The sequence below is a fragment of the Paraburkholderia panacisoli genome (genome assembly GCF_008369935.1).
In the GTDB taxonomy this organism is placed as follows: Bacteria; Pseudomonadota; Gammaproteobacteria; order Burkholderiales; family Burkholderiaceae; genus Paraburkholderia; species Paraburkholderia panacisoli.
The window spans coordinates 144,490-167,726 of the sequence record NZ_VTUZ01000020.1 but is presented as its reverse complement, the minus strand read 5'-3'; the positions used below and the strand labels follow the sequence as shown (position 1 = coordinate 167,726).

The 23,237-nt window shown below is 62.2% G+C and carries 23 protein-coding genes, 1 tRNA gene, 1 pseudogene and 1 riboswitch; of the genes and pseudogenes, 19 read left to right on the top strand and 6 right to left on the bottom strand.

Annotated features, from left to right (window positions below):
• Nucleotides 1–343 (top strand): IS4 family transposase (locus FVF58_RS27425; protein ID WP_281291289.1); only part of this gene is annotated, 343 nt, incomplete at its 5' end.
• A 9-nt stretch (nucleotides 344–352) separates the two neighbouring features.
• On the opposite strand, the gene FVF58_RS27420 is transcribed toward FVF58_RS27425, so the two are convergent.
• From FVF58_RS27420 to glyA, 3 genes are all read right to left on the bottom strand, one after another.
• Nucleotides 353–892, bottom strand: a complete 540-nt coding sequence (locus FVF58_RS27420; RefSeq protein WP_425468974.1) for a GspH/FimT family pseudopilin — start codon at nucleotides 890–892, stop codon at nucleotides 353–355.
• A gap of 197 nt (nucleotides 893–1,089) precedes the next feature.
• Nucleotides 1,090–1,572, bottom strand: a complete 483-nt coding sequence (gene nrdR, locus FVF58_RS27415; RefSeq protein WP_091796645.1) for a transcriptional regulator NrdR — start codon at nucleotides 1,570–1,572, stop codon at nucleotides 1,090–1,092.
• A 6-nt stretch (nucleotides 1,573–1,578) separates the two neighbouring features.
• A complete protein-coding gene (glyA, locus tag FVF58_RS27410; protein WP_149672955.1) occupies nucleotides 1,579–2,826 on the bottom strand; it encodes a serine hydroxymethyltransferase in 1,248 nt (415 codons plus the stop codon).
• Between the two features lie 166 nt (nucleotides 2,827–2,992).
• A riboswitch (ZMP/ZTP riboswitch) is annotated at nucleotides 2,993–3,101 on the bottom strand.
• Nucleotides 3,102–3,348: 247 nt separating this feature from the next.
• On the opposite strand from glyA, the gene ydfG reads away from it, so the two are divergent.
• The 9 genes from ydfG to FVF58_RS27360 all read left to right on the top strand — a co-directional run bounded on the left by ydfG (nucleotide 3,349) and on the right by FVF58_RS27360 (nucleotide 9,930).
• The gene (gene ydfG / locus FVF58_RS27400; protein ID WP_149672954.1) at nucleotides 3,349–4,095 is read left to right on the top strand and encodes a bifunctional NADP-dependent 3-hydroxy acid dehydrogenase/3-hydroxypropionate dehydrogenase YdfG; all 747 of its coding nucleotides are present in this window, start codon (nucleotides 3,349–3,351) and stop codon (nucleotides 4,093–4,095) included.
• Nucleotides 4,096–4,153: 58 nt separating this feature from the next.
• Nucleotides 4,154–4,633 (top strand): tol-pal system-associated acyl-CoA thioesterase, encoded by a 480-nt coding sequence (ybgC, locus tag FVF58_RS27395; RefSeq protein ID WP_149672953.1) that lies wholly within the window; start codon nucleotides 4,154–4,156, stop codon nucleotides 4,631–4,633.
• 157 nt (nucleotides 4,634–4,790) lie between these two features.
• On the top strand, nucleotides 4,791–5,468 hold the full coding sequence (gene tolQ / locus FVF58_RS27390; RefSeq protein WP_007179119.1) for a protein TolQ: 678 nt from the start codon (nucleotides 4,791–4,793) through the stop codon (nucleotides 5,466–5,468).
• A gap of 10 nt (nucleotides 5,469–5,478) precedes the next feature.
• On the top strand, nucleotides 5,479–5,925 hold the full coding sequence (gene tolR / locus FVF58_RS27385) for a protein TolR (protein WP_149672952.1): 447 nt from the start codon (nucleotides 5,479–5,481) through the stop codon (nucleotides 5,923–5,925).
• Nucleotides 5,922–6,929: a cell envelope integrity protein TolA gene (tolA, locus tag FVF58_RS27380; protein WP_149672951.1), complete on the top strand. Its 1,008-nt coding sequence runs from the start codon at nucleotides 5,922–5,924 to the stop codon at nucleotides 6,927–6,929. Before tolR ends, tolA begins: the two co-directional genes overlap by 4 nt.
• Nucleotides 6,930–7,068: 139 nt before the next feature.
• Nucleotides 7,069–8,361 carry a Tol-Pal system beta propeller repeat protein TolB gene (gene tolB / locus FVF58_RS27375; RefSeq protein ID WP_149672950.1) on the top strand — a complete coding sequence of 431 codons (1,293 nt, stop codon included), beginning with the start codon at nucleotides 7,069–7,071 and terminating at the stop codon, nucleotides 8,359–8,361.
• Between the two features lie 32 nt (nucleotides 8,362–8,393).
• On the top strand, nucleotides 8,394–8,903 hold the full coding sequence (gene pal / locus FVF58_RS27370) for a peptidoglycan-associated lipoprotein Pal (protein ID WP_149672949.1): 510 nt from the start codon (nucleotides 8,394–8,396) through the stop codon (nucleotides 8,901–8,903).
• A gap of 20 nt (nucleotides 8,904–8,923) precedes the next feature.
• Nucleotides 8,924–9,673 carry a tol-pal system protein YbgF gene (gene ybgF / locus FVF58_RS27365; protein WP_149672948.1) on the top strand — a complete coding sequence of 250 codons (750 nt, stop codon included), beginning with the start codon at nucleotides 8,924–8,926 and terminating at the stop codon, nucleotides 9,671–9,673.
• Nucleotides 9,674–9,854: 181 nt separating this feature from the next.
• Nucleotides 9,855–9,930 (top strand) — tRNA-Lys (locus FVF58_RS27360).
• 208 nt (nucleotides 9,931–10,138) lie between these two features.
• On the opposite strand, the gene FVF58_RS27355 is transcribed toward FVF58_RS27360, so the two are convergent.
• Nucleotides 10,139–10,615, bottom strand: coding sequence for a hypothetical protein (locus FVF58_RS27355; RefSeq protein WP_149672947.1), 477 nt, complete (start codon nucleotides 10,613–10,615; stop codon nucleotides 10,139–10,141).
• A gap of 664 nt (nucleotides 10,616–11,279) precedes the next feature.
• On the opposite strand from FVF58_RS27355, the gene FVF58_RS27350 reads away from it, so the two are divergent.
• From FVF58_RS27350 to FVF58_RS27325, 6 genes and pseudogenes are all read left to right on the top strand, one after another.
• Nucleotides 11,280–11,708, top strand: a complete 429-nt coding sequence (locus FVF58_RS27350; protein ID WP_149672946.1) for a hypothetical protein — start codon at nucleotides 11,280–11,282, stop codon at nucleotides 11,706–11,708.
• Nucleotides 11,705–12,085: a DUF1353 domain-containing protein gene (locus FVF58_RS27345; RefSeq protein ID WP_223191176.1), complete on the top strand. Its 381-nt coding sequence runs from the start codon at nucleotides 11,705–11,707 to the stop codon at nucleotides 12,083–12,085. The genes FVF58_RS27350 and FVF58_RS27345 overlap by 4 nt, the downstream gene beginning before the upstream one ends.
• A 306-nt stretch (nucleotides 12,086–12,391) precedes the next feature.
• Complete coding sequence (locus FVF58_RS27340) at nucleotides 12,392–13,318, top strand: methyltransferase domain-containing protein (protein ID WP_188130945.1); 927 nt, start codon at nucleotides 12,392–12,394, stop codon at nucleotides 13,316–13,318.
• Nucleotides 13,319–14,534: 1,216 nt separating this feature from the next.
• A pseudogene (locus FVF58_RS54845) lies at nucleotides 14,535–14,729 on the top strand (hypothetical protein); the annotation flags it as partial.
• A gap of 516 nt (nucleotides 14,730–15,245) precedes the next feature.
• Complete coding sequence (locus FVF58_RS27330) at nucleotides 15,246–15,620, top strand: hypothetical protein (RefSeq protein ID WP_149672943.1); 375 nt, start codon at nucleotides 15,246–15,248, stop codon at nucleotides 15,618–15,620.
• Between the two features lie 318 nt (nucleotides 15,621–15,938).
• Nucleotides 15,939–16,751: a mechanosensitive ion channel family protein gene (locus FVF58_RS27325; RefSeq protein WP_149672942.1), complete on the top strand. Its 813-nt coding sequence runs from the start codon at nucleotides 15,939–15,941 to the stop codon at nucleotides 16,749–16,751.
• A 171-nt stretch (nucleotides 16,752–16,922) separates the two neighbouring features.
• On the opposite strand, the gene FVF58_RS27320 is transcribed toward FVF58_RS27325, so the two are convergent.
• A complete protein-coding gene (locus tag FVF58_RS27320; RefSeq protein WP_149672941.1) occupies nucleotides 16,923–17,594 on the bottom strand; it encodes a VTT domain-containing protein in 672 nt (223 codons plus the stop codon).
• Between the two features lie 205 nt (nucleotides 17,595–17,799).
• On the opposite strand from FVF58_RS27320, the gene mutL reads away from it, so the two are divergent.
• Together mutL and miaA are read left to right on the top strand one after the other, a co-directional pair.
• Nucleotides 17,800–19,872, top strand: a complete 2,073-nt coding sequence (mutL, locus tag FVF58_RS27315; RefSeq protein WP_149672940.1) for a DNA mismatch repair endonuclease MutL — start codon at nucleotides 17,800–17,802, stop codon at nucleotides 19,870–19,872.
• 43 nt (nucleotides 19,873–19,915) lie between these two features.
• A complete protein-coding gene (gene miaA, locus FVF58_RS27310) occupies nucleotides 19,916–20,866 on the top strand; it encodes a tRNA (adenosine(37)-N6)-dimethylallyltransferase MiaA (protein WP_149672939.1) in 951 nt (316 codons plus the stop codon).
• A gap of 91 nt (nucleotides 20,867–20,957) precedes the next feature.
• On the opposite strand, the gene purM is transcribed toward miaA, so the two are convergent.
• Nucleotides 20,958–22,013 carry a phosphoribosylformylglycinamidine cyclo-ligase gene (gene purM / locus FVF58_RS27305; protein ID WP_149672938.1) on the bottom strand — a complete coding sequence of 352 codons (1,056 nt, stop codon included), beginning with the start codon at nucleotides 22,011–22,013 and terminating at the stop codon, nucleotides 20,958–20,960.
• A 95-nt stretch (nucleotides 22,014–22,108) separates the two neighbouring features.
• Here purM and FVF58_RS27300 point away from each other — a divergent pair, with 95 nt between their 5' ends.
• Nucleotides 22,109–23,185, top strand: coding sequence for an AI-2E family transporter (locus tag FVF58_RS27300; RefSeq protein WP_149672937.1), 1,077 nt, complete (start codon nucleotides 22,109–22,111; stop codon nucleotides 23,183–23,185).
• Nucleotides 23,186–23,237 lie beyond the last annotated feature (52 nt).

Sequence of the window (23,237 nt, the reverse complement as noted above, 5' to 3'; positions counted from 1 at the left end):
ATTCGGCAATCTCGATCGTTTCGTACGCGCGACCGCGCTGTTTGCCGTCATCGCCTGGCGCATCCTGTATGCGACCCTGCTCGCACGGACCGACGCAGACCTGTCGTGCGAAGTACTGTTGCAACCCGTCGAATGGCAAGCACTGTACAGCCACACACATGGCACCACGAAACCGCCAAAGCAAATTCCGTCGCTGGGGCAGGCCGTCCTGTGGATCGCCATGCTCGGCGGTTATCTGAATCGCAAGCATGACCACCCGCCCGGCCCCACAGTCATGTGGCGCGGGTTCCTGATACTGCATGAGATTACGAAGATGTATCGCCTCTTCAGGCAAAACGAATAGCATGATCAGCTAACTTGCGGGTAATCCTGAGGCCGCAATACGGATGCAGCGTCGCCACTTGCTGCCTTGAGTCGCCTGAGTGGGTGCATGCGGCGCGACATCGAAACTGCGAAACGTGCCGATCAATTGCCCCGCTGGCGGCGTGAACGTGAGATTCGTCTGCACGCCGGTGATACTCACCGCCGCCAGCAGCGACTGCGCGCGAAGCAGTGACAACGTGCCGCCACGTTCGGCCAGCACAGCCCAGCCGCAGGACCAGTCGGTGACGCCGTTGGCGCAGGGCTGTCCCGCTGCAAGGCACGCTCGCGCCGCATCGATGCGGCATACGGTGACGCGTGCACCGCGCCGCAGCGCCTCGCTGCGCGCATAGACGAGCGTCGACACCAGCGCCTTCGCACGCGCGTCGACCTGATCGCGCACGCGCCACGCCACGAACGATGGTGTCGCCATCACCGCGATCACCGCCAGCAGCGCGACCACGGCCAGCGTTTCAACAAGCGTGAAGCCGCTACCCGGCGGCCGGTAGACCACATCGAATTTCATCTGCATCCCTGATCATTTCGAAGAACGCAGTCAATCTAGCGGCTTGAAAACGGCTCGACAATCGGCCGGATGGCCAGGTGGCACTCGGACGCTATCCCGCGTAAGAATGCACGCGACGAACCATCATCGAGCGGGAGATACTCATGCGAGAAACAGCGCGTGGAGCAGCGGAGATCGAAAAGCAACCCGCGGCGCGACTGCGGTCAGCGCTTGCGTGGAGGCTTGGGCGGAGAAGAAGCGCGGCGAAATTCTTCGATCACGTCTTCAAATTCGGAGACATCTTCGAAGCGCCGGTAGACGGAGGCGAAACGAACATAGGCGATTGTGTCGAGCGCACGCAACTCGTTCATCACGAGTTCGCCAAGCCGCTCGCTGCGCACCTCGCGCTCACCGCTGCCGAGCAACTGATACTCGATGCGGGCAACCGCCGCGTCGATCGCGTCCGCAGCCACCGGGCGCTTGCGCAGCGCCAGTTGCATGCTCGCGACGATCTTGCGGCGGTCGAATTCCGTGCGGCTGCCATCCTTCTTGACGACCGACGGCAACGCCAGCTCGACCCGCTCATACGTCGTGAAACGTTTGTCGCAGGCCGGGCAGCGGCGGCGCCGGCGAATCGTCGCGCCGTCTTCGGATACGCGCGAGTCGACGACCTGCGTATCGGCGTGGCGGCAGAAGGGGCAATGCATGACGGCTTACTTGTAGACCGGGAAACGCTGCGTCAACTCGGCGACCTGCGCGCGCACGCGGTCGATCGTGGCGGTGTCTTCCGGGTTGTCCAGCACGTCGGCAATCAGGTTACCCACCAGCTCGGCTTCCTTGACGCCGAAGCCGCGCGTGGTCATGGCCGGCGAGCCCAGGCGCACGCCGCTCGTCACGAACGGCTTTTCCGGATCGTTCGGAATCGCGTTCTTGTTGACCGTGATGTGCGCCGCGCCGAGCGCCGCTTCCGCTGCCTTGCCGGTGATCTTCTTCGCGCGCAGGTCGACCAGCATCACGTGGCTTTCCGTGCGGCCCGAGACGATGCGCAGACCACGCTTGACCAGCGTTTCAGCCAGCACGCGAGCGTTTTCGACGACTTGCTGCTGATATGCCTTGAATTCCGGCGACAGCGCTTCCTTGAACGCGACAGCCTTGCCGGCGATCACGTGCATCAGCGGACCGCCCTGGATGCCCGGGAAGATGGCCGAGTTGATCTGCTTTTCGAACTCGGCCTTCATCAGGATCACGCCGCCGCGCGGGCCGCGCAGGCTCTTGTGCGTGGTCGTGGTGACGAAATCGGCGTGCGGCACCGGGTTCGGGTAGACACCGGCGGCGATCAGACCGGCATAGTGCGCCATGTCGACCATGAAGTACGCGCCGACCGACTTGGCGATTTTCGACATGCGTTCGAAATCGATGCGCAGCGCGAATGCCGACGCACCCGCCACGATCAGCTTCGGCTTGTGTTCCTGAGCCAGCTTCTCAGCGGCGTCGTAGTCGATGTCTTCGGCTTCGTTCAGGCCGTAGCTCACCACGTTGAACCACTTGCCGGACATGTTGACCGGCGAGCCGTGGGTCAGGTGGCCGCCGTGCGCGAGGCTCATGCCCATGATCGTGTCGCCCGGCTTGAGCATCGCGAAGAACACGCCCTGGTTCGCCTGCGAACCGGAATTCGGCTGCACGTTGGCGGCTTCGGCGCCGAACAGTTGCTTCACGCGGTCGATCGCCAGCTGCTCGGCCACGTCGACGTATTCGCAGCCGCCGTAGTAGCGCTTGCCCGGATACCCTTCGGCGTACTTGTTGGTGAGTTGCGAGCCTTGCGCAGCCATCACAGCCGGGCTCGTGTAGTTTTCCGACGCGATCAGTTCGATGTGCTCTTCCTGACGGCGGTTTTCCTGCTCGATGACCTTCCAGAGTTCAGGATCGACGTTGGCGATGGTGCTTTGGGCTCTGTCAAACATACGGATTCCGTTGAGTGTGTTCAGGTTGACCGGATCATGCGCCGAATCTTGCGTAGAGGGTACGCAGCGCTGCTGGCGGCTGAGCCAGCCCTGACGTGGCGAACGGAGAGTCGCCGCACACGCGAGGCAGGACAGCCACCGTCAGCGCAGATAAACGCGCGCGGATCACGGCTGCCCAGGCGAACGGCAAAACGGCACCCTGCGCTTCACGGTGGGTTGTTCCACCTTGAACCCGATCGGATGAATCGGTTCTATCGCCAGTCACGCAGGGTCGAGCGCGTTAGTTTATTGGAAGAGGGTCGAATAGGCAACCGGCTTGCCGGCGCCCCGGCGCGCGTCGGCCATCCTGGCGGAACCTGCCGCCACGCCACCCCGCGCGGCGTGAGAACGCCGGCCGGCAATGCGCCGGGAATCCGCAGCGCGCCGCTGCCGCAGCCGCTGATACGGCTGGTTCATCCTTGCCGCAGCGCGGCATTGGAAGTAGGCTTGGGGCCTTTCTCTCTTACCGACCAGGGAACTGCAATGATTGTGTTCGTCACCGGAGCGTCCGCGGGATTCGGCGCCGCTATCGCTCGCGCCTTCGTCAAAGGCGGCCATCGCGTCGTCGCCACCGCGCGCCGCAAAGACCGCCTGCAGGCACTCGCCGACGAACTCGGCGACGCGCTGCTGCCGTACGAACTCGACGTGCGCGACCGCGCCGCCGTCGCAGCGGCGCCCGCCGCGCTGCCGGCCGAATTCGCCGCGATCGACGTGCTGGTCAACAACGCCGGCCTCGCGCTCGGCGTCGAGCCGGCGCAAAAGGCGAGCCTCGACGAATGGAACACGATGATCGAGACCAACTGCACGGGTCTCGTGCAGGTCACGCATGCGCTGCTGCCCGGCATGATCGAGCGCAATCGCGGCCATATCTTCAATCTGGGCTCCGTGGCCGGCCGCTGGCCCTACGCGGGCGGCAACGTATACGGCGCGACCAAGGCATTCGTGCGCCAGTTCAGTCTGAACCTGCGGGCCGACCTGGCTGGCACCGCGCTGCGCGTCACCGACATCGAGCCGGGCCTGTGCGGCGGCACCGAATTCTCGAACGTGCGCTTTCGCGGCGACGACGAAAAAGCCGACAAGGTGTACGAAAACGTCCAGCCGCTGACGGCCGAAGACATCGCGGATTCGATCTACTGGATCGCCACCCGCCCGGCGCACGTCAACATCAACACGATCGAACTGATGCCGGTCGCCCAATCGTTCGCCGGATTGACGATTCATCGCGGCTAACGCCCGCCAGATAAGGCGCACACTTTGAAACAGACCCCCGGGTGTGCGTTCCGGTAAAATGCGCCGCATGAATATGTCGACCAGCCAGCCTGGCACGGAAATCGGCTATACGTGGCCAATCCGCGTGTACTACGAAGACACCGATGCCGGCGGCATCGTGTTTTACGCCAACTACCTGAAATTTTTCGAGCGGGCGCGCACCGAATGGCTGCGCGCATGCGGCGTTGACCAGCGCCGCCTCGCGGACGAAACGGGTGCGATTTTCATCGTGCGCAGCACCGCACTCGACTATCGGGCGCCCGCCCGGCTTGACGACGTCGTCAAAATCGTCAGCCGGATCGAGCGTCTTGGCAGGGCTTCGGTAGACTTCGCCCAGGAAGCGTGGCGTGAAGGCACGCTGCTTGCTACCGGTTCGATCCGGATTGGCTGCGTCGACCGCGTTGCGCTGCGGCCGGCCGCGATTCCGCCGCCGGTTCTGGCCGCCTTGCGGGGTGGTCCGGGGGTAAACCACGGCGGCATGTCAACGAACGAAGTCTGAACCCCGTTGTTACGGGGCCAGTGAACTCATACCGATCAAGCAGCACAAAGCATGGTTCGGCTCGCGATAATCGCCGATGCTTCCGTTTTGCCAACGGCAAGCCTCGAACGACCTTGCAGTCGGACGCCCCCGTCCCGGGACGTTAAAACGAATCTTTATGAACACTACACAAGATCTGTCGATCGTTTCACTAGTACTCAACGCGAGCCTGCTGGCACAGGCCGTCATGGCCCTCCTGCTGTTGCTGTCGCTGCTGTCATGGACTTTCATCTTCCGCAAGTGGTTTGCGATCCGCCGCGCGCGCGCGCAAACTGAACGCTTCGAACGCGATTTCTGGTCGGGCGGCGACCTGCAGGCGCTTTATCAGAGCGCAGCGAACAACCGTCACACGATCGGCGCGCTCGAGCGGATTTTCGAGTCCGGCATGCGCGAATTTCTGAAGGGCAAGGAAAAGCGCCTGAACGATCCGGGCGCGATCCTCGACGGCGCGCGGCGCGCCATGCGAGCCGCGTTCCAGCGTGAAATGGACGTGCTCGAAGCCAATCTCGCGTTTCTCGCGTCGGTCGGTTCGGTCAGCCCGTATATCGGTCTGTTCGGCACGGTGTGGGGGATCATGAATGCGTTCCGCGGCCTCGCCAACGTCCAGCAGGCTACGCTGGCGAACGTCGCACCGGGCATCGCCGAAGCGCTGACGGCCACGGCAATCGGCCTGTTCGCCGCGATTCCGGCGGTGGTCGCCTACAACCGCTACGCGCACGACATCGACCGTCTGGCGATCCGCTTCGAAACCTTCATCGAAGAGTTTTCGAACATCCTGCAGCGCCAGGCACAGTAAGGAGGCCACGATGGCAGGCTCCCGCTCCTCCAGCATGCGCGGCTCGCGCTCGCGCCGCGCGATGGCCGACATCAACGTCGTGCCATACATCGACGTGATGCTCGTGCTGCTCGTGATCTTCATGGTGACCGCGCCGCTCGTCGCTCCGTCGATCGTCAATCTGCCGACCGTCGGCGGCGCCGCGCCGCAGCAGCAAACCCCGCCGGTCATCGTGAATATTCGCGCGGACGGCAACATGAGCGTCAAGTACAAGGACGATTCCGGCGCACAGCAGCAGGAAAACATGACGAAGGCCGGCTTGAACGGTTTCATCGCTGACCGGGCGCAATCGCATCCTGACCAGCCCGTCGTGATCGCCGCCGACAAAACCGTGAAGTACGAAGTCGTGATGAACGTGATGTCCGAGCTGAAAGCCCAGGGCGTCAAGCGCGTTGGATTGCTCGTCAAATCGCAATGATCCGCAAGAACTCCGAATACCCGCTCCAGCCACCGCGTGAACGCGGCACCGGGCGAGCCTTTGCGTTCGCGCTGGTGATGCATGCGCTGCTCGGGTTCTTCCTGTATCACGGCATTCAGTGGCAAAACAGCACGCCCGAAGGCGCTGAAGCCGAGCTCTGGACCGAGGTGCCGGACACGGCGATCCCGCATCCGGTCGCGCCGCCGCCACCCGTGCCGGTCGCCCCTGCTCCGCCGGTGCGCGACGAGCAGGCCGACATCGCGCTGCAGGAAAAGAAGCGCCAGCAACAGCAGGCGGCTCGCGAAGCGCAACTGGCCGAACAGCAGCGCCAGCAGAAACTGCAGGCACAGCAGGAAGCCGAGGCGAAGCGCCAGCAGCAACTGGCGGCGGACCAGGCGGCGCAGCTCGCCGCGCAGAAAGCCGCGACAGCCAAACTGAAGCAGCAACAGCAGCAGCAAGCTGAGAAGCTGAAGCAACAGCAATTGGCCGACCAGCAGAAGCAGCAGCAACTGAAAGAACAGCAGCAGCAGCAGGCCGAAGCTGAAGCGCAGAAGAAGGCCGACGCGCAGAAAGCGGCGAAGGCCAAGGCGCAAGCCGACGCTGCGGCACAAGCGAAGAAGCTCGATGCGGAACGTCGTGCGCGTCTCGCGCAGATGCAGGGCATGGCCGGCGGCACAGGCTCGACCAGCAATGGGCTCGGCAAGAGCGGCACGGGCAGCGGCTCGGGTGGCACAGCGGCATCGCCGGGTTACGCGGACAAGGTGCGTCGCGTGGTGCGCCCGAACATCTCGTGGGGTGGCGAAACCGAGGGTCTGGAAACCGTGATCTCCGTGCGTTGCTCGCCGACCGGCACCTTGCTGAGCGCGTCAGTCTCCCGCAGCAGCGGCAACGCCGCGTGGGACGCCGCTGCACTGCGGGCCGTCCAGCGCTCCGATCCGATGCCTCTGGACACCAATGGCAAGGCGCCGGAAAGCTTCCTGATTACGCTGCGTCCGGCAGGTTGATTGCAGCATCTTGACTATCGGTTGACGGCAGACGCCGCGCCTCGCCCAGCGAGACGCGCTCGGGAACGAATCAGGCGTTTTCCGGTCTGTCTGCTGTCGTGAAGTGTTAGTAAAACCGTTTTTGGGGAATCCATACAGCATGAGTTTGATGACCAAGCTAGGCCTGCGGACACTCGTAGCATCGTGCCTGATCGCCGTTGGCGGTACCGCCAACGCACAACTGAACGTCCTCGTGACAGGCGTCGGGTCCACCCAGTTTCCAATCGCCACGGCGAATTTCGCCAATGAGGCGAACTCGCCACAGCAGGTCAGCACGATCGTGCGTCAGGATCTGCAGCGCAGCGGCAAATTCACCAACATCGACGCGGGCTCCACGCCGGTGTCGGAATCGGATTCCGTCGACCTCGGCGCGTGGAAGGCCAAGGGCGCCAACGCGTTCGTGGCGGGCAGCGTGAACCGCCTGCCGAACGGCCAGTACGAAGTGCGCTTCAAGCTGTACGACACCGTCAAGGGCGAAAGCCTCGGCGGCCTCGTGCTGGTGAGCCCCGAAAGCGGCTTGCGCATGAGCGCGCACAAGGTCGCGGACTACATCTACGCGAAGCTGATGGGCGGCCGCGGCGTGTTCGCCACGCGCCTGTCGTACGTCATCAAAACGGGTGGCCGCTACCAGTTGCAGATCTCCGACTCGGACGGCCAGGACGCGCACATCGCGCTGTCGAGCCCCGAGCCGATCATCTCGCCGGCGTGGTCGCCTGACGGCACCAAGGTCGCCTACGTTTCGTTCGAGAAGAAAAAGCCGATCGTCTACATCCACGACCTGCCCACGGGCCGCCGCGTGGTCGTGTCGGATCAGAAGGGCAACAACAGTGCGCCGGCGTGGTCGCCGGATGGGCGCACGCTCGCCGTCGCGCTCTCGCGCACCGGCAACACGCAGATCTTCGCCGTCAATGCGGACGGCAGCGGCCTGCGTCGTCTCACGCAAGGCAGCTCGATCGACACCGAGCCGACCTTCTCTCCTGACGGCCAGTCGATCTATTTCACCAGCGACCGCGGCGGCGCACCGCAAATCTACAAGATGCCGGCCCAGGGCGAAAACGCAGGCGCCGCGCAACGCGTCACGTTCACGGGCAACTACAACACCAGCCCGCGCGTGAGCCCGGACGGCAAGCAACTCGCCTATATCTCGCGCGTCGGCGGCGGGTTCAAGCTCTATATCCAGGACCTGCAAGGCGGATCAGCCACGGGCCTGACGGACACGACACATGACGAATCGCCGAGCTTCGCGGCGAACGGTCAGTACATTCTTTACGCCACACAGGTGAACGGCCGTGGCGTGTTGGCCGCAGTATCGACCGATGGTCGCACTCGGCAGGTCCTGTCCGTTCAGGGCGGCAGCGTACGCGAGCCGTCCTGGGGCCCGTTTATGCAATAACGTTGATGCAATAACACAAGGAGAGTAGTCAAATGATGTCCAAATTTCGTTTCGCATTTGCTGTACTGATGATCGGCGCGCTGGCCGCGTGCCATTCGGGCGTGAAGCTCGACGAAAATGCCAACAAGGGTGGTGCAGGCTCGGCGCAGCCGAACCCGAACGATGTCGCGACGGTCAACGTCGACCCGCTGAACGATCCGAACAGCCCGCTCGCCAAGCGCAGCATCTACTTCGATTTCGACAGCTACTCGGTCAAGGACGACTACCAGTCGCTGCTGCAACAACACGCGCAATACCTGAAGAGCCATCCGCAGCGTCACGTGCTGATCCAGGGCAACACCGACGAGCGCGGCACCAGCGAATACAACCTGGCACTCGGCCAGAAGCGTGCTGAAGCCGTGCGCCGTTCGCTGTCGCTGATGGGCGTGACGGACTCGCAAATGGAAGCCGTGAGCCTCGGCAAGGAAAAGCCGCAAGCTACGGGTCATGACGAAGCGTCGTGGGCACAAAACCGCCGCGCCGACCTCGTGTATCAACAGTAAGTCAACAGGTGATGAGCCGCATGACGCATCGTTTCTCCTGGCTGCGGTTTGCCGCAGCGGCCTGCGTCGCAGGCACGGCCTTCGCGGCTGTGCCCGCGCATGCGGGCATCTTCGACGACGATCAGGCCCGCCAGGCCATTCTCGATCTGCGTTCGAAGACCGATAGTTTGTCGAGCCAGCTGTCGGCCGCACAACGCACGATCCTCGATCAGTCCAACCGTCTCGACCAGCTCAATCAGCAGGTCGCGACGCTGCGCGGGCAGAACGAGGACATGGCGAATCAACTCACCACGCTGCAAAAACAGCAGAAGGACTACTACACCGATCTGGACACGCGCCTGAAGAAATTCGAGCCGCAGCAACAGACGGTGGACGGCGTCCAGGGCGAGGTGCAGCCGGGCGAAACCGATTCGTTCAATGCGGCTTCGCAGCAGTTCCGCAGCGGCGATTTCAAGAACGCGGCGGCGTCGTTCCGCAGCTTCATCTCCAAGTTTCCGAACAGCCCTTACCAGCCGACCGCGCAGTACTGGCTCGGCAACGCGCTGTATGCGCTGCGCGATTACAAGGGTTCGACGGCTGTCTGGCAAGGTGTGGTGAAGAACTACCCGCAGCATCCGCGTGCGCCGGAAGCGCTGCTGGCGATTGCGAACAATCAGCTCGAGCAAGGTCAGAAGGCTGCGGCCAAAAAGACGCTCGAGCAGATCCTCGCGCAATACGCCGGTTCGGATGTTGCGCAGTCGGCTCAAAGCAAGCTGTCGCAGATCAAGTAGCCGTATCAGGTTGAGTTGTTGGCAGTAACGCGCAGTGCCCGATTTCATAGCCACGCGCGCCTCTCGCTGAAAAGCCCGGGCAGTGATGCCCGGGCTTTTCACTATCTGACGTGTCGATAGCTGTAGCGGACCCACGTGTTGACAGCCCCAGAGGGCGTCGCTATAATTTCGCTTCTCTTTTGGGTCGTTAGCTCAGCTGGTAGAGCAGCGGACTTTTAATCCGTTGGTCACAGGTTCGAATCCCGTACGGCCTACCAAAGATACGAAGGGCTCAGCGCAAGCTGGGCCCTTTTTATTTGCTCCGCAATAGGGGCAATACTCCGCAAATTCGAGGCTTACCGTTAATAAGCTAGCTGGGCGAGCCACTCGAAGCCGGAGCGCGCCAGCGGGTCCCAAATTGCGACCGCCTGCAAAGTGATGGCGGTGCGCCGACTAGGTCTAGCGTCATTCAATACGGATCGACACTCAGTCTGCCGTTTCAACGCTTTGAAATATTGAGACAAGTTGCTCGGCATCGCCCTGATAGTCAGACCCAATATTAAAATACTCTAAATACTCCACCGGCGCGTCTGGTTTAGACTGCAACACAGCGAGCACGTAGCATGGATAAAATATGAAGATTCCCTTTTGGATGCTTCCAGAGACTTCGTTTGACTCATCGTGTTGACTGCTTCTTGACAGCCAAGCTCTGGCAAACCGCTCTATCACAGAATAATACTTGCTCGTTTTATCTTCCAATTCCTTAGCCGTATTTATTCCGAAATAAGCAAATCGATCAACCTCGGAACCGCAATGCTCGATGGTAGGCTCCATCAATTTCCACCAGCCAGACTTCGCAATTGAAACATCCAACACCATCATTTCCACATTCGAGTTCAAAAGTGCCTGCAAAGATGGCGCGTTAAGCTCAACAAGCGACGGCTCTGCTTTCAGCTGATCCACGACCCTCTCGGAGTACGATCCCAACTCGTCGCGGATGGTGCTAAATTCTTGATCCGCCAACTCCAGCAGTCCCGCGAGCCGCGAGAAACGTCGGCGTACGTCACGCGGAATACCGCTTCGCGATTTGTACCCAAGATCATGTTCAATCTCAGCCCACGCATGCTGCAAAATCGATCTAATCTATATTTCCGCTTTCAAACCGTTTAACTTCCTACATTCTCCCAAACCGTTACGAACTGCGTTATTCGTCAAAACATAGTGAACCGAAAGATAGCCGAATCGATCAGGGTCCAACGCAGTTGACTTTGCAGTAATTACATTGGCGCCATTTTGTACAATCTGCCATCGATCCCCGCCGCGTTGGGGAAAACCTCGACACTGTCGTCGCGCTTGCGCATCGCCATCGTTCGCCTCACTATCAGCCCGCGCTGCTCACCACTGTCGCCGACGAATCCCGGACCATGCTTTGGAGCGGGCTCACTTTGCGACGGTCCGGCCGCAAAGTGCGCACCATTGATTGGTCGGTCATCGCGGCGCCGCCGTTCACCTGTATACCTCATTCCTGTTTCTCTGCGAACGCCGGGCCCGGCACGGGATTGGATCGCCGATTTCCCGTTTGTTCTTGGGATCGTCCGACTTGGACGTATATCGACGGAAGGCTCGATTGCCGACCACACCGAACAACTCGGCCATCTGTGCCGTCGAGGTTCAGCTCCTTCTTCAGGCGCTCCACGTCTTCCGGCTGAGGGGGCGGTGTTCCATTCCTCGCTTCGATGACCGCCATGAAATCGCAGCTGTCCGCGGATGCGCAAGACGATCTCGCGCGTCGGACAAGGTCAATACGGCGTGCAAGACGCTCGCCAGCGCGAGCGCTACGCCATTCTCGACGGCCGATGTCACGGCGCTGGTCAATGAAGGCGTCCCGGCGCTCGTCAAGGTCATCGACGCGTCCAATTGGACGAAAGACCAGAAGAGTGCCGCGGAGATCGCCTTGAGGGCTGCGCAGCTCACTGTATCGACTGCGCTTGCGGACTACGTTTCGGCACCGCCGGCGGCCGCCCCTGTTGCTGCCAGTGGAACGGTGGCATCGTGAGCGCGTTCCTGACCGAATTGCAGATGGAGAACGCGACGCCGCGCGATGATGGTCTGTGGCGTCTCACAGCGCCGCTGATCTATCAGTCCGACGTCGCGAAGATGACCTTCACGGTTCCGACCGGGTTCGTGACCGACCTCGCATCGGTGCCGCGGATTCCGATCGCGTATCTGCTCGCCGGCGGAACGTCGAACGAGGCGAGCGTCGTGCATGACTTCCTTTACAGCACACACCCGGTGGACCGCGCAACCGCCGATGCTGTTCTCAAGGAGGCATCGGCGGTGACTGGCGTCCCGGCGTGGCGCCGGTGGCTGATGTGGGTCGGCGTGCGCGTGGGCGGCGGCTCGCATTGGGGCGAGCAGCCTATCACAGCATGAAGAACAAACCGCGGTTTGCAGCGCAATCAGATTCCGACATTACGGTTCTTCGTTGCTTCAAGCACGGCGTCCAGTTGCCGGCCGATTGGATTGCGTACCGAACTGCGCTTCGCGCGATCGTGAGCAGCGTCCAGCGACGCGTAAGGCGGATTGCCTGTCAGGCTACCATCCAGCTGGAACGTAGACCCGTGCACGATCCTTCATGGGATTTACGCAACTATTTTTTCGGCATCGTCTAAACTGTCGGCTCTACATAATTATTATTGGTGAATGTACTTGTAACGGATGCCAAGAAGAGAGAACCGTATGGACCGCAGAGAGAAAATGCTTGCCGGCATAGACTTGACTAGGTCGGTCGGCGCCGAAATCGGCGCGCTGTGCAATCCGCTTGTGACAAAAGACGATGGCGACATTATTTACGTCGACTATGCCGACGCGGATAGTCTGCGCAAGCATTATGCGGGCAACCCCTCAGTTGACGTCGATAAGATAGTTGAAACGGACGCGATATGGGGAAAACAAACCCTCGCAGAAACATTGAAGCGTCCAGTTGACTTTATCGTAGCCTCACACGTGATCGAACATGTGCCGGATCTGATCACCTGGTTACGTGAACTCCGAGATGCGCTGACGGCCGATGGGCAGGTTCGTCTTGCCATTCCGGACAAGCGATTCACATTCGATCTACTGCGCCGAGAAACAGAGCTTAGCGACGTTCTCGATTCGTACGTCACGTCCGCACGCGTGCCCAAGCCCCACGCGATCCTTGACTATTATCTGAACGCGACCCCGGTCGATCCAATGGCTGCGTGGCGGGGCGAGCTTAACGAAAGCAACGTCAAGCGTCCCAATAATTTCGAGCCGGCGATGGCGATGGCGCGCGACGCCGCGATCAACGGGACGTACCATGATGCACATTGCTGGGTTTTTACGCCCCGTTCATTTGCGAATCTTATGGAGCAATTGTCCGCGCTAGAACTTGTCCAGTTTGCGTGCGATCGTTTCATTAACACTGAATTCAATACAATTGAATTTTTCGTGTCGCTAAGACCGGAAACTGATACCGAAAAGGTGGTCGCGAGCTGGCAGAGGATTGCATCTGAAGCGAGGGAGGCCGTGTCAGTTCTCCCCTCGCATAAGGTTGCTACTCTACGCGCCAGGGCGTCTCGGGCGCTCCAGAATCCTCTGCGAGCGATTTCCTCGCGCTTACGCGGGGCGCGTGTGGCGAAATAGGGCTGCTCCGTCTCTCGGAGCTGGCAGTCAATCGCTAATCAGAACCGGCAATCAGCCCGCAGTCTGCGGCGCGTCTGCAGCCGGATCCGGCACCTCATACTCATCGCCCCACCGATTCACCCGGCGGTCGCACCCCTTGTACCTTGGCACGGCGCCATGGGCTTCGTAGTGGTCCTCGGCCTTCCACTTATCAATCACAGAGGGGCAGTACACGCTTATCCGTCCCTCGGTCGTTCATCCACTGTGGCATCCCGCAAAGGCTCGTCATCGGCGCCGACCGCCCTGGCCCAGAAGGCGCAGCCTCTTTCCGGATTCGCTCTGACCTGCCGGTGATCGCCTTGCAAGCATAGAGCATGCGATCCGTCCGCAACGCCGCCCCCCCAATGCTCACAGAATCGACCGGGGCGGTCGGTGCTCGAGTCGTTGAGTAGTCCCATCGCGCCTCCCCAACCTGTATAGATGCACAGTGTATGTCGTTTGGCGTATGTCGAGGAAGGGTCTCTCGATTCCCAAAATGGGAGTTTTCGCGGGAATCTAAAACAAAAACGGCACTGTGAAAATTCACAGTGCCGCTCGGTAAATCATTGAACTGCTTAGAAATTCTTTGGGATGGCTGATGGGGCCCGAACCCACGACAACAGGAATCACAATCCTGGACTCTAAGCAGCAAGTGCTCCCTATGCGGGTTTAAATCGTGTTAGATGAAATATAGGCCTGGTTCCGTAATCGACCATTGGGCAACGGTACGATGCTGGTTTCCGGCGCGCATTTTCGCGCGTTTTGCGGAACGGAAACGACACCCATGTGCTTGATTTTATTGAATTCTTGTCGAGACTTTTAATCCGTTGGTCACAGGTTCGAATCCCGTACGGCCTACCAAAAGGTTCAACGGCTTGCACGCGTCAGCGTCGCAAGCCCTTTTTCATTTCCAGCGCCCGTTTCCGTTTAGCCGCTGCGCGCCGATTGCCTCCAAGTCGATTCGTGCAATCAAAGAGAGCCATCCCCATCCAGGCGATCGCAATCCAACGCAGGGCTACATAACTGCATGGCCCGCCCGGCGTGCGAAACCGCGCATTCGGACAGCGGCAAATTTCAATCCGCCCGACAAGAGAGTCCCACGCTTGCACTCATAGACCTCGCAAGTCGCTTTGCATGCGCTTCATGCTTCGGCGTCCCCTTCGCTCATTCCCCAAAACAGTTCGACATCCCTCAACGCGGCGTGCATGCGGACTTCAACGCGATCACGCTATCGCACGACTTCACCCTGGGCGGCAATCGCTATGAGGACGATCTGCGTCTGCGCGACCTGAATGGCGATTTTTTCCCGTGGGCGAATAGCGGCTTTCGCGTCACGACCGGTGTCCGTATTACGGACAACGAACTCTCCGGCAATTCCATTTCGACGAACGGCGTTTAGATGTTCAACTGAGTAGCGATAAGACGTCGCCGTATCGATGGTATCCGACGTTGCAGATCGGCATTTCGTATCCCTTCTGAGCGGCCGGTCGGCGGCGACGGCGATTTACATCACAATCACATATAACCGGGCTGGTGGCAGGAATGCGCATCCGAACGTGATTCGCTGACGCGCTGTGTCTCATCGGTTTTCGGCAGCACAAACTCCATCCCCGTCCCCGTCGAAGGGCGTGGGGGAAACTTCCCTCGTTCAACTTCGTTCTACAGCATTCCTCACAATTTCATCGACACATTCCCGCACCGAAATTCACCACATCGCAGAGAACGATCAAGCTTTTTCACACAACCACTCCGCCATGTCGGCATCCCCCCAAGCGTCTTCAAAACCGGCCCATTTATCGAGATACAAAGATATGCAATGATCGCCCCCGCCCCGGGAGAACCTACCGGGCCCTCGCGTCAGCAGACGCTTCGGCAACCCTGCGGCGCCCTGCGCTTTCATTGAATCGATATGGCCAATTTTCTGTTCGATGTCGTCTCGAACCTCGCGTTACTCGCGACCGTTTTGCTCGCATGCGGCCTGTACAACCGGCTCACCGCCGGCCCAGCAGTCAATGGCGCGCGTGTATTCGCGGCGCTGGCATCTGCTGCGCTGGCGCTCGATGCGGCGCTGACCTTCCTTGTGTTCGCCGACGCACAAAACCGCTACGGCCAGTTCAGCGCGCCAGCCGTGTTTTGTCAGCGTGCGGGCGCGTATCTGTTCTCCATCGTTGCCGCTTTCACGTGGCAGTCCCTCGCACGCCGCAAACGCGCCACGAGAATGCGCGCCGACGAGGCGCTGGTTATTCGCACGTCGCCCTATTCTGAATCGCATCTGCGCATGTGAGCCAATGCGCATGTAAGCACAACCAGTTGGCATCCCCCAATGCCACGCCGACAGCGCGCGCCCCCAGGCCACGATTACACTACCCCGCGCACCGCGAACGCGCCGAGCCCCACCCTGGACCCCGCCCACCAAAGCGCCCGCTCTTTCCCGCCAGGCCTGCCCCTCAGTCAGCAGGAACGGTCCTTGCGAATGCGCGCGCCGTCGCCTATAACTCCCGAAGCCGAGTGTGACCGTTTGCGCCCGTCGTCGGGCATTTGCCGCTGTATTGCGCCGCCACCGTTCAATCAGTAGAAGGCAACTTATCCAGCGAGGAACATCTTGGATCTCGATACCGTACGCGTGTTCATCATGACCCGGGGCATCGACCTCGGCACCAAGGTCCTCGGGGCAATCGTCTTGTGGATCGTCGGCCGCTGGATCATCGGCCTGATCACCGGTTTGCTGCGCAAGGTGCTCGGACGCAATGGCCGGGTCGATCCCACACTGGCTCACTATCTCGGCTCGATTCTCGGCGCCTTGCTGAACCTGCTGCTGATCCTCGCGATCCTGCAGGTGTTCGGGGTCCAGACGACTTCGTTCGCCGCGCTGCTCGCCGGTCTCGGCCTCGCGATCGGCACCGCGTGGGGCGGCCTGCTCGCCCATTTCGCGGCGGGCGTCTTCATGCAGGTGCTGCGGCCGTTCAAGGTAGGCGATTTCGTCACCGCGGGCGGCGTCACCGGCACGGTCTCGGAGCTGGGCCTGTTCGGCACCACGATCGTGACGCCGGACAACGTGACGACCATCGTCGGCAACAACAAGATCTTCTCCGACACGATCTCCAACTTCAGCATCTTGCCGGTGCGGCGTGTCGAGCTAACCGCGAAGATCGCCAACGGCGTCGATCCGACCGATGCGATGAACCGCTTGCGAGCGGCCGTCGTGCAGATTCCCAACGTGGCAGAGAGCCCCGCGCCCGACATCGAAGTGCTGAGCTTCACGCCGGAAGGACCACTACTCTGCGTGCGGCCCTATACGGCCAATGACCATTATTGGCAGGTCTATTTCGACACGAATCGCGCGATCGTTCAGACCTTCAAGGACGCGGGCTATCCCACGCCGGAAACTCCGCTGGCGCCGCGCGTGATTCAGTAAGCGCGGCTGGGATCGCGGCGCACCAGAAGGAAGCAGGGTTTGCGCCGCGACACCGACGTAGAGCCGCCCGCCACAGCAGACTCAAGCTTCGCAAAATAACAAAGGCGCCGCGAGACTTCGCGGCGCCTTTTCGTATTCCGACATCAGCGGCCGCGCGGCCGCGCCGGCGCGTCAGCGGCCGCCGGCCTTCGCGGCATCCTTGCGGAACATCTTCCACAGTGCGCCGAGCACAACCGGCACTATGGCCGCGCCGATACCCACCAGCACGATCACATTCAGGTACTGACGGATAAAAGGAATGTTGCCGAAGAAGTAGCCGAGCAACACGAGCAGCAACACCCACAGCAACGCGCCGACGATATTGAACATCTGGAACCGGCTCACCGTCATCGACGACGCGCCCGCCACGAATGGCGCGAAGGTCCGCACCACCGGAATGAAACGCGCGAGCACGATGGTCTTGCCGCCGTGCTTCTCATAGAAGTCGTGGGTCTTCTGCAGGGCGCGGCGATCGAGGAAGCGTTCGAGGAAAGGAATGTGCGAATTGAACACCCGTGGCCCGATGGCCCGCCCGATCATGTAGTTGACGGTGTTGCCCGCGATCGCCGCAATCAGCAGGAGCAGGATCAGCAGACCCAGGTTCAACTGGCCCGTCGCGCAGAACGCGCCGCCGATGAACAGCAGCGAGTCGCCGGGCAAAAACGGCAGGATCACCAGCCCGGTTTCGCTGAACACGATCAGAAACAGCACCGCGTAGACCCAGGCGCCGTACACGTGAATGAAGTCTCCGAGGAACTTATCGATGTGCAGGACGAGGTTGACGAAATGTAGCAGCGTATCCAAGGAGCGTCCTCTGTTAAACGATTGAGAGTATGGCGAAACGGCTTTGCCGGCAAGCCTGCGAACGACAGCGGCGAGCACACGCAAGCCCACGCCGACAGCCGGAAATTGACCGCGTCATGATACCGAAAGTGCCCCGCCGCGATTAAAAATCTGCCGCCGCTGTGTGCGGCGGCGGACCCGTGTGCCGAATCGCTATAATTTCGCCATGTCCGAATTCTCCGAAACGCCTGACGGCTCCGCCACGGCCGCCACGGCCCCAGCAGCCGCGCCCACGTCCGCGCCACGTCCGTTGCGCGCGATCCAGCCCCTTCCCGATCAGCTCATCAGCCAGATCGCCGCCGGCGAAGTGGTCGAACGGCCGGCCTCGGTGGTCAAGGAACTGCTGGAGAACGCGCTCGATGCCGGCGCGCAAACGCTGCGCATTCTGCTCGACGAAGGCGGCGTCAAGCGCATCTCGATCACCGACGACGGCTGCGGCATCCCCGAGAGCGAACTGGCGCTCGCGCTGATGCGCCACGCGACCAGCAAGATCCGCTCGCTCGCCGAACTGGAAGCGGTTGCTACGCTCGGGTTCCGCGGTGAGGCGTTGGCGTCGATCGCGTCGGTTGCGGAAATGACCATCACGAGCCGCACCGCCGACGCGCCGCATGCCGTGCGCGTCGACGCGCAAACCGGCGTGCTGAGCCCCGCGGCCGGCACTCAGGGCACGACCATCGAAGTCCGCGAGCTGTACTTCAACACGCCCGCACGCCGCAAATTCCTGAAAAGCGAGCAGACCGAACTCGGCCATTGCCTTGAACAGGTCCGGCGCGCGGCGCTGGCGCGGCCGGACGTCGCGATTTCGGTGCTGCATAACGGCAAGGCGGTCGAACACTGGAACGCGAGCGAACCACCGGTGCGGGTCGCGAAGATTCTCGGCGACACCTTCGCGACGGCCCATCTGCCGCTCGACGAATCCGCCGGACCGCTGGCCGTCTACGGCTGCGCCGGGCTGCCGACCGCGAGCCGCGGCCGCGCCGATCAGCAGTACTTTTTCGTCAACGGCCGTTTCGTGCGTGACAAGCTGCTCACGCACGCGGTGCGCGCGGCCTACGAAGACGTGCTGCACGGCGACCGTTATCCGTCGTACGTGCTGTTCCTCGATCTGCCGCCCGAAGGGGTCGATGTGAACGTGCATCCGTCGAAGATCGAGGTTCGCTTTCGCGACTCGCGCTCGATTCACCAGTTCGTGTTTCACGCGGTGCAGCGCGCGCTGGCGCGGCATGCCGGCGCATCGCCGGAAACGACGGCGGGCGGCCATGCGGCGCATCTGGAACGTGCGGCAGGCGGGCCGGCTTCGTTCGGTGCGACGCCGTTGGGCGGCGCGGGCGCAAATGCGGGAGTGGGCAGCGGCGGTTTCGGCTCAGGCATTGGCTCGGGCGGCCTTGGAGGCAGCCTGGATCGCGGATCGAGCGGTGGATTCGGCTCGTCGCAATCCGGCACGACCTGGATGCGCCAGGCGCGTATGACGCAAGGCACGCTGCCGGTCGCCCAACCGCTCGCGTTCTACGACGCGCTGTTCGGCCGCAAAGACACCCACGCCGGCACCGCCGAAGGCGCCACGCTCTTCGAAGCGCGCGACTCGGCCGCGGAAACGCCGGCACCCTATCAGGTATCGGCGCCGTACAACCCGCCCGCCTTCAACGCCGCCGACGAACAACCGCTCGGCTTCGCGCTCGGTCAGATTCACGGCATCTACGTGCTCGCGCAAAATGCGCACGGACTGGTGATCGTGGACATGCACGCCGCGCACGAGCGCATTCTGTACGAACAGTTCAAGAACGCGCTGGCCGATCGCGCGATCGCCGTGCAGCCGCTCCTGATCCCGCAGACGATGCAGGCCGATCCGATCGAAATCGGCACCGTGGAAGAAGAGCGCGACACGCTCGACGCGCTCGGCTTCGACCTCGCCGTGCTCTCGCCGACCACGCTGGCGATCCGCGCCGTGCCCGCATTGCTGAAAGACGCCGATCTGCAGGCGCTGGCGCGCGCGGTCCTCTCCGACCTGCATGCGTTCGGCGGCTCGCGCGTGCTGACCGAGCGTCAGCACGAACTGCTCGGCACACTCGCCTGCCATCACGCGGTGCGGGCGAACCGCCGTCTGACGCTCGATGAAATGAACGCGCTGCTGCGTCAGATGGAAGCGACCGAGCGCGCCGATCAATGCAACCACGGGCGTCCGACGTGGTATCAACTGACGCTGTCCGATCTCGATCGGCTGTTCATGCGCGGGCAGTGACGGTGCGCTCGATGACATTGTTTCGACGCGCGCCGGCTCGCCCATGACGTCACGCCCTTCCCCCACGCCGATCCCCTGCCTGCTCGGCCCGACCGCTTCCGGTAAGACCGCCGCCGCGTTGGCGCTGGCCGCGCGGCGGCCGGTGGAGATCATCAGCGTCGATTCGGCGCTGGTGTATCGCGAGATGGATATCGGCACCGCGAAGCCGACGCCGCAGGAGCGCGCGGTGGCGCCGCATCATCTGATCGACATCGTCGACCCGACCGACGCTTATTCGGCCGCGCAGTTTCGCGCCGACACGCTGCGGCTGACCGGCGAAATCCACGCCCGCGGGCGGCTGCCGTTGCTGGTCGGCGGCACCATGCTGTACTTCAAAGCGCTCACGCAGGGGCTCAACGACTTGCCCGCCGCCGACCCGGACGTGCGCGCTACGCTCGATGCCGACGCCGCGCAAGATGGCTGGCCGGCGATGCATGCGCGGCTCACGGCCGTCGATCCCGTGACGGCCGCGCGGCTCGCGCCGAACGATTCGCAGCGGATTCAGCGCGCGCTCGAAGTTTTTCTGCTGACCGGGCAGCCGATGTCGACATTGCTGGCCGCTCCCGCGCGCTCCGACGACGCCGCCGCCGCGTGGCGCTTCGTGCCGATCGCGCTGGAGCCGTCCGATCGCAGCGTGTTGCATGCGCGCATCGAGAAGCGCTTCGACGCGATGCTGGCGGGCGGTTTCGTCGATGAAGTGGTGAAGCTGCGCGAACGCGGTGACTTGCAGCCCGAGATGCCGTCGATGCGCTGCGTCGGCTATCGGCAGGTCTGGGAGTATCTGGATGGCGCGGTCGATTATCCGACCATGCGCGACAAGGGCGTGTTTGCGACCCGGCAGTTGTGCAAGCGGCAGCTCACATGGCTGCGGAGCATGACTGAGCGGGTGGTGGTGGACTGCTGCGATCCGCGCGCTACCGCGCGGGTGCTCGATCAGATCGAGGCGTTGATTTGAAGCGTTGAATTGAAGCTTTGATGTGATGCGTCGAAGCACCGATCCCGCGCGGCGTTGTGCGATCCGCACGCCGCGCGGAACATATCAACCGTTAGATCACGATGGTCTGCGCTTCACCGGCCGCGCTCTCGCGAATCGCGCCGATCTTCCAGACCAGTTCACCGGCCGCCGACAACATGCCGATCGCCGCATCGGCGTCGGCTGCCGAAACCACCACCGCCATGCCGATCCCGCAGTTGAACACGCGATGCATTTCCGCGTCCGCGACGCCGCCGTGCTTTTGCAGCCACGAGAACAACGGCGGCATCGGCCATGCGCGATGATCCAGCTCGGCCGTCAGGCCTTCACGCAGAACGCGCGGAATGTTTTCGACCAGCCCGCCGCCCGTGATGTGCGCCATGCCCTTCACGGTGATCTGCTGCATCAGTGCCAGCAACGGCTTCACGTAGATATGCGTCGGCGCCATCAGCGCGTCGGCGAGCGTTCGGCCGTCGAAGTCCGCATTCAGATCGGGCTGCGCGCGCTCGATGATCTTGCGCACCAGCGAAAAGCCGTTCGAATGAATGCCGCTCGACGCGAGGCCCAGCACCACGTCGCCGGGGGCGATCGTGCTGCCGTCGATGATCTTGCTCTTTTCGACCGCACCGACCGCGAAGCCGGCCAGGTCGTACTCGCCGTCCGGATACATGCCCGGCATTTCCGCCGTTTCGCCGCCGATCAGCGCGCAACCCGACAGTTCGCAGCCATGCGCGATGCCCTTGACGACCGTGGCCGCCGTGCCGACGTCCAGCTTGCCGCACGCGAAGTAGTCGAGGAAGAACAGCGGCTCGGCGCCCTGCACGAGAATGTCGTTCACGCTCATCGCCACCAGATCCTGACCGACGGTGTCGTGCTTGTTCAGCTGGAACGCGAGGCGCAGCTTGGTGCCGACGCCGTCGGTGCCGGACACGAGCACCGGCTCCTTGTACTTCTTCGGCACTTCGAACAGCGCGCCGAACCCGCCGATGCCACCCAGCACGCCGTCGCGCATCGTCTTTTTGGCAAAGGGCTTGATCGCGTCGACGAGGGCGTCGCCCGCGTCGATGTCCACGCCGGCGTCGCGATACGACAAACCTTGGGCGTCAGGGGCGGATTTCGGTTGATTCATGGGGAAGAGCGAGAAGGTCGGTAAAATGCGATTTTACCCGATGCCGGCCGGTTGGCTGGAATTCACGCGTTCCGACGACACCTGGGAAACCAACTTTGCAACAAAACTCACCGATTCCGACTCCGGTTCAGCGCCGCGCCTTCATCTGGCTGGCTATCGCGCTGGGCGTCGGCATCCTGCTGTGGCTGCTCAGCCCGGTCCTCACACCGTTTCTGCTCGGCGCGATTCTCGCGTACATTCTGCAGCCGGGTGTCGCGTGGATGGTACGGCGGCGCGTGCCGCGCGGCCTCGCCGCGTTGCTGATGATCCTGTTTTTCACGCTGCTGATGACGATGCTCGTGCTGCTGGTGCTCGCGGTGATCCACAAGGAAGGGCCGCAATTGCGGCAGCAGGTGCCGGTGTTCTTCGCGCATGTGAGCGCGTGGCTGCAACCCAAGCTCGCGATGATGGGTCTGGCCGACTCGTTCGATTTCGCCAGCATCCGCGACCTCGCGATGGGGCAACTGGAAGGCAGCGCGCAAACCGTCGTGATGTACGCGTGGACCTCGCTGCGCACCAGCGGCAACCTGATGATGACGGTGGTGGGCAACCTCGTGCTGGTGCCGCTCGTGCTGTTCTATCTGTTGTTCGACTGGAACCGCATGCTCGCGCGCATGCAGATCGTGGTGCCGCGCCGCTGGCTCGACAAGACGCTGCAACTGGCGCGCGACATGGACCAGATGCTGTCGCAATACCTGCGCGGCCAGTTGCTGGTGATGGCGGTGCTGGCGGTGTACTACTCGGTCGCACTGAGTCTGGCGGGCTTCGAGATCGCGTTGCCGGTCGGCATTTTCACGGGGCTCGCGGTATTCATCCCTTACCTGGGTTTTGCAACGGGTCTGGTGTTGGCGCTGCTCGCGGCGCTGCTACAGTTCGGCGACTGGTACGGCTTCGGCGCGGTCGCGCTGATTTACGGCTTCGCGCAGATCGTCGAGAGTTTTTATCTGACGCCGCGGCTGGTCGGCGAACGGATCGGGCTGCACCCGCTCGCGGTCATCTTCGCGTTGCTCGCGTTCGGCCAGCTGTTCGGCTTTTTCGGCGTGTTGCTTGCGTTGCCGGTCAGCGCGATCCTGTCGGTGGCGATCCGCGAGTTGCGGCAAAGCTATCTGACCAGCACGCTTTACAACAACTAACTGCTTACTGACGTTTCAGGGCCCGAGGTCCGGGCCGCTTGCGGCCTTAGCC

Bases quoted from the DNA above. Each gene is read 5' to 3' on its own strand.
- FVF58_RS27420 (WP_425468974.1), bottom strand. From the start codon at position 892: ATGCAGATGAAATTCGATGTGGTCTACCGGCCGCCGGGTAGCGGCTTC.
- nrdR (WP_091796645.1), bottom strand. From the start codon at position 1,572: ATGCATTGCCCCTTCTGCCGCCACGCCGATACGCAGGTCGTCGACTCG.
- glyA (WP_149672955.1), bottom strand. From the start codon at position 2,826: ATGTTTGACAGAGCCCAAAGCACCATCGCCAACGTCGATCCTGAACTC.
- ydfG (WP_149672954.1), top strand. From the start codon at position 3,349: ATGATTGTGTTCGTCACCGGAGCGTCCGCGGGATTCGGCGCCGCTATC.
- ybgC (WP_149672953.1), top strand. From the start codon at position 4,154: ATGCGCCGCATGAATATGTCGACCAGCCAGCCTGGCACGGAAATCGGC.
- tolQ (WP_007179119.1), top strand. From the start codon at position 4,791: ATGAACACTACACAAGATCTGTCGATCGTTTCACTAGTACTCAACGCG.
- tolR (WP_149672952.1), top strand. From the start codon at position 5,479: ATGGCAGGCTCCCGCTCCTCCAGCATGCGCGGCTCGCGCTCGCGCCGC.
- tolA (WP_149672951.1), top strand. From the start codon at position 5,922: ATGATCCGCAAGAACTCCGAATACCCGCTCCAGCCACCGCGTGAACGC.
- tolB (WP_149672950.1), top strand. From the start codon at position 7,069: ATGAGTTTGATGACCAAGCTAGGCCTGCGGACACTCGTAGCATCGTGC.
- pal (WP_149672949.1), top strand. From the start codon at position 8,394: ATGATGTCCAAATTTCGTTTCGCATTTGCTGTACTGATGATCGGCGCG.
- ybgF (WP_149672948.1), top strand. From the start codon at position 8,924: ATGACGCATCGTTTCTCCTGGCTGCGGTTTGCCGCAGCGGCCTGCGTC.
- FVF58_RS27340 (WP_188130945.1), top strand. From the start codon at position 12,392: ATGGACCGCAGAGAGAAAATGCTTGCCGGCATAGACTTGACTAGGTCG.
- FVF58_RS27330 (WP_149672943.1), top strand. From the start codon at position 15,246: ATGGCCAATTTTCTGTTCGATGTCGTCTCGAACCTCGCGTTACTCGCG.
- mutL (WP_149672940.1), top strand. From the start codon at position 17,800: ATGTCCGAATTCTCCGAAACGCCTGACGGCTCCGCCACGGCCGCCACG.
- miaA (WP_149672939.1), top strand. From the start codon at position 19,916: ATGACGTCACGCCCTTCCCCCACGCCGATCCCCTGCCTGCTCGGCCCG.
- purM (WP_149672938.1), bottom strand. From the start codon at position 22,013: ATGAATCAACCGAAATCCGCCCCTGACGCCCAAGGTTTGTCGTATCGC.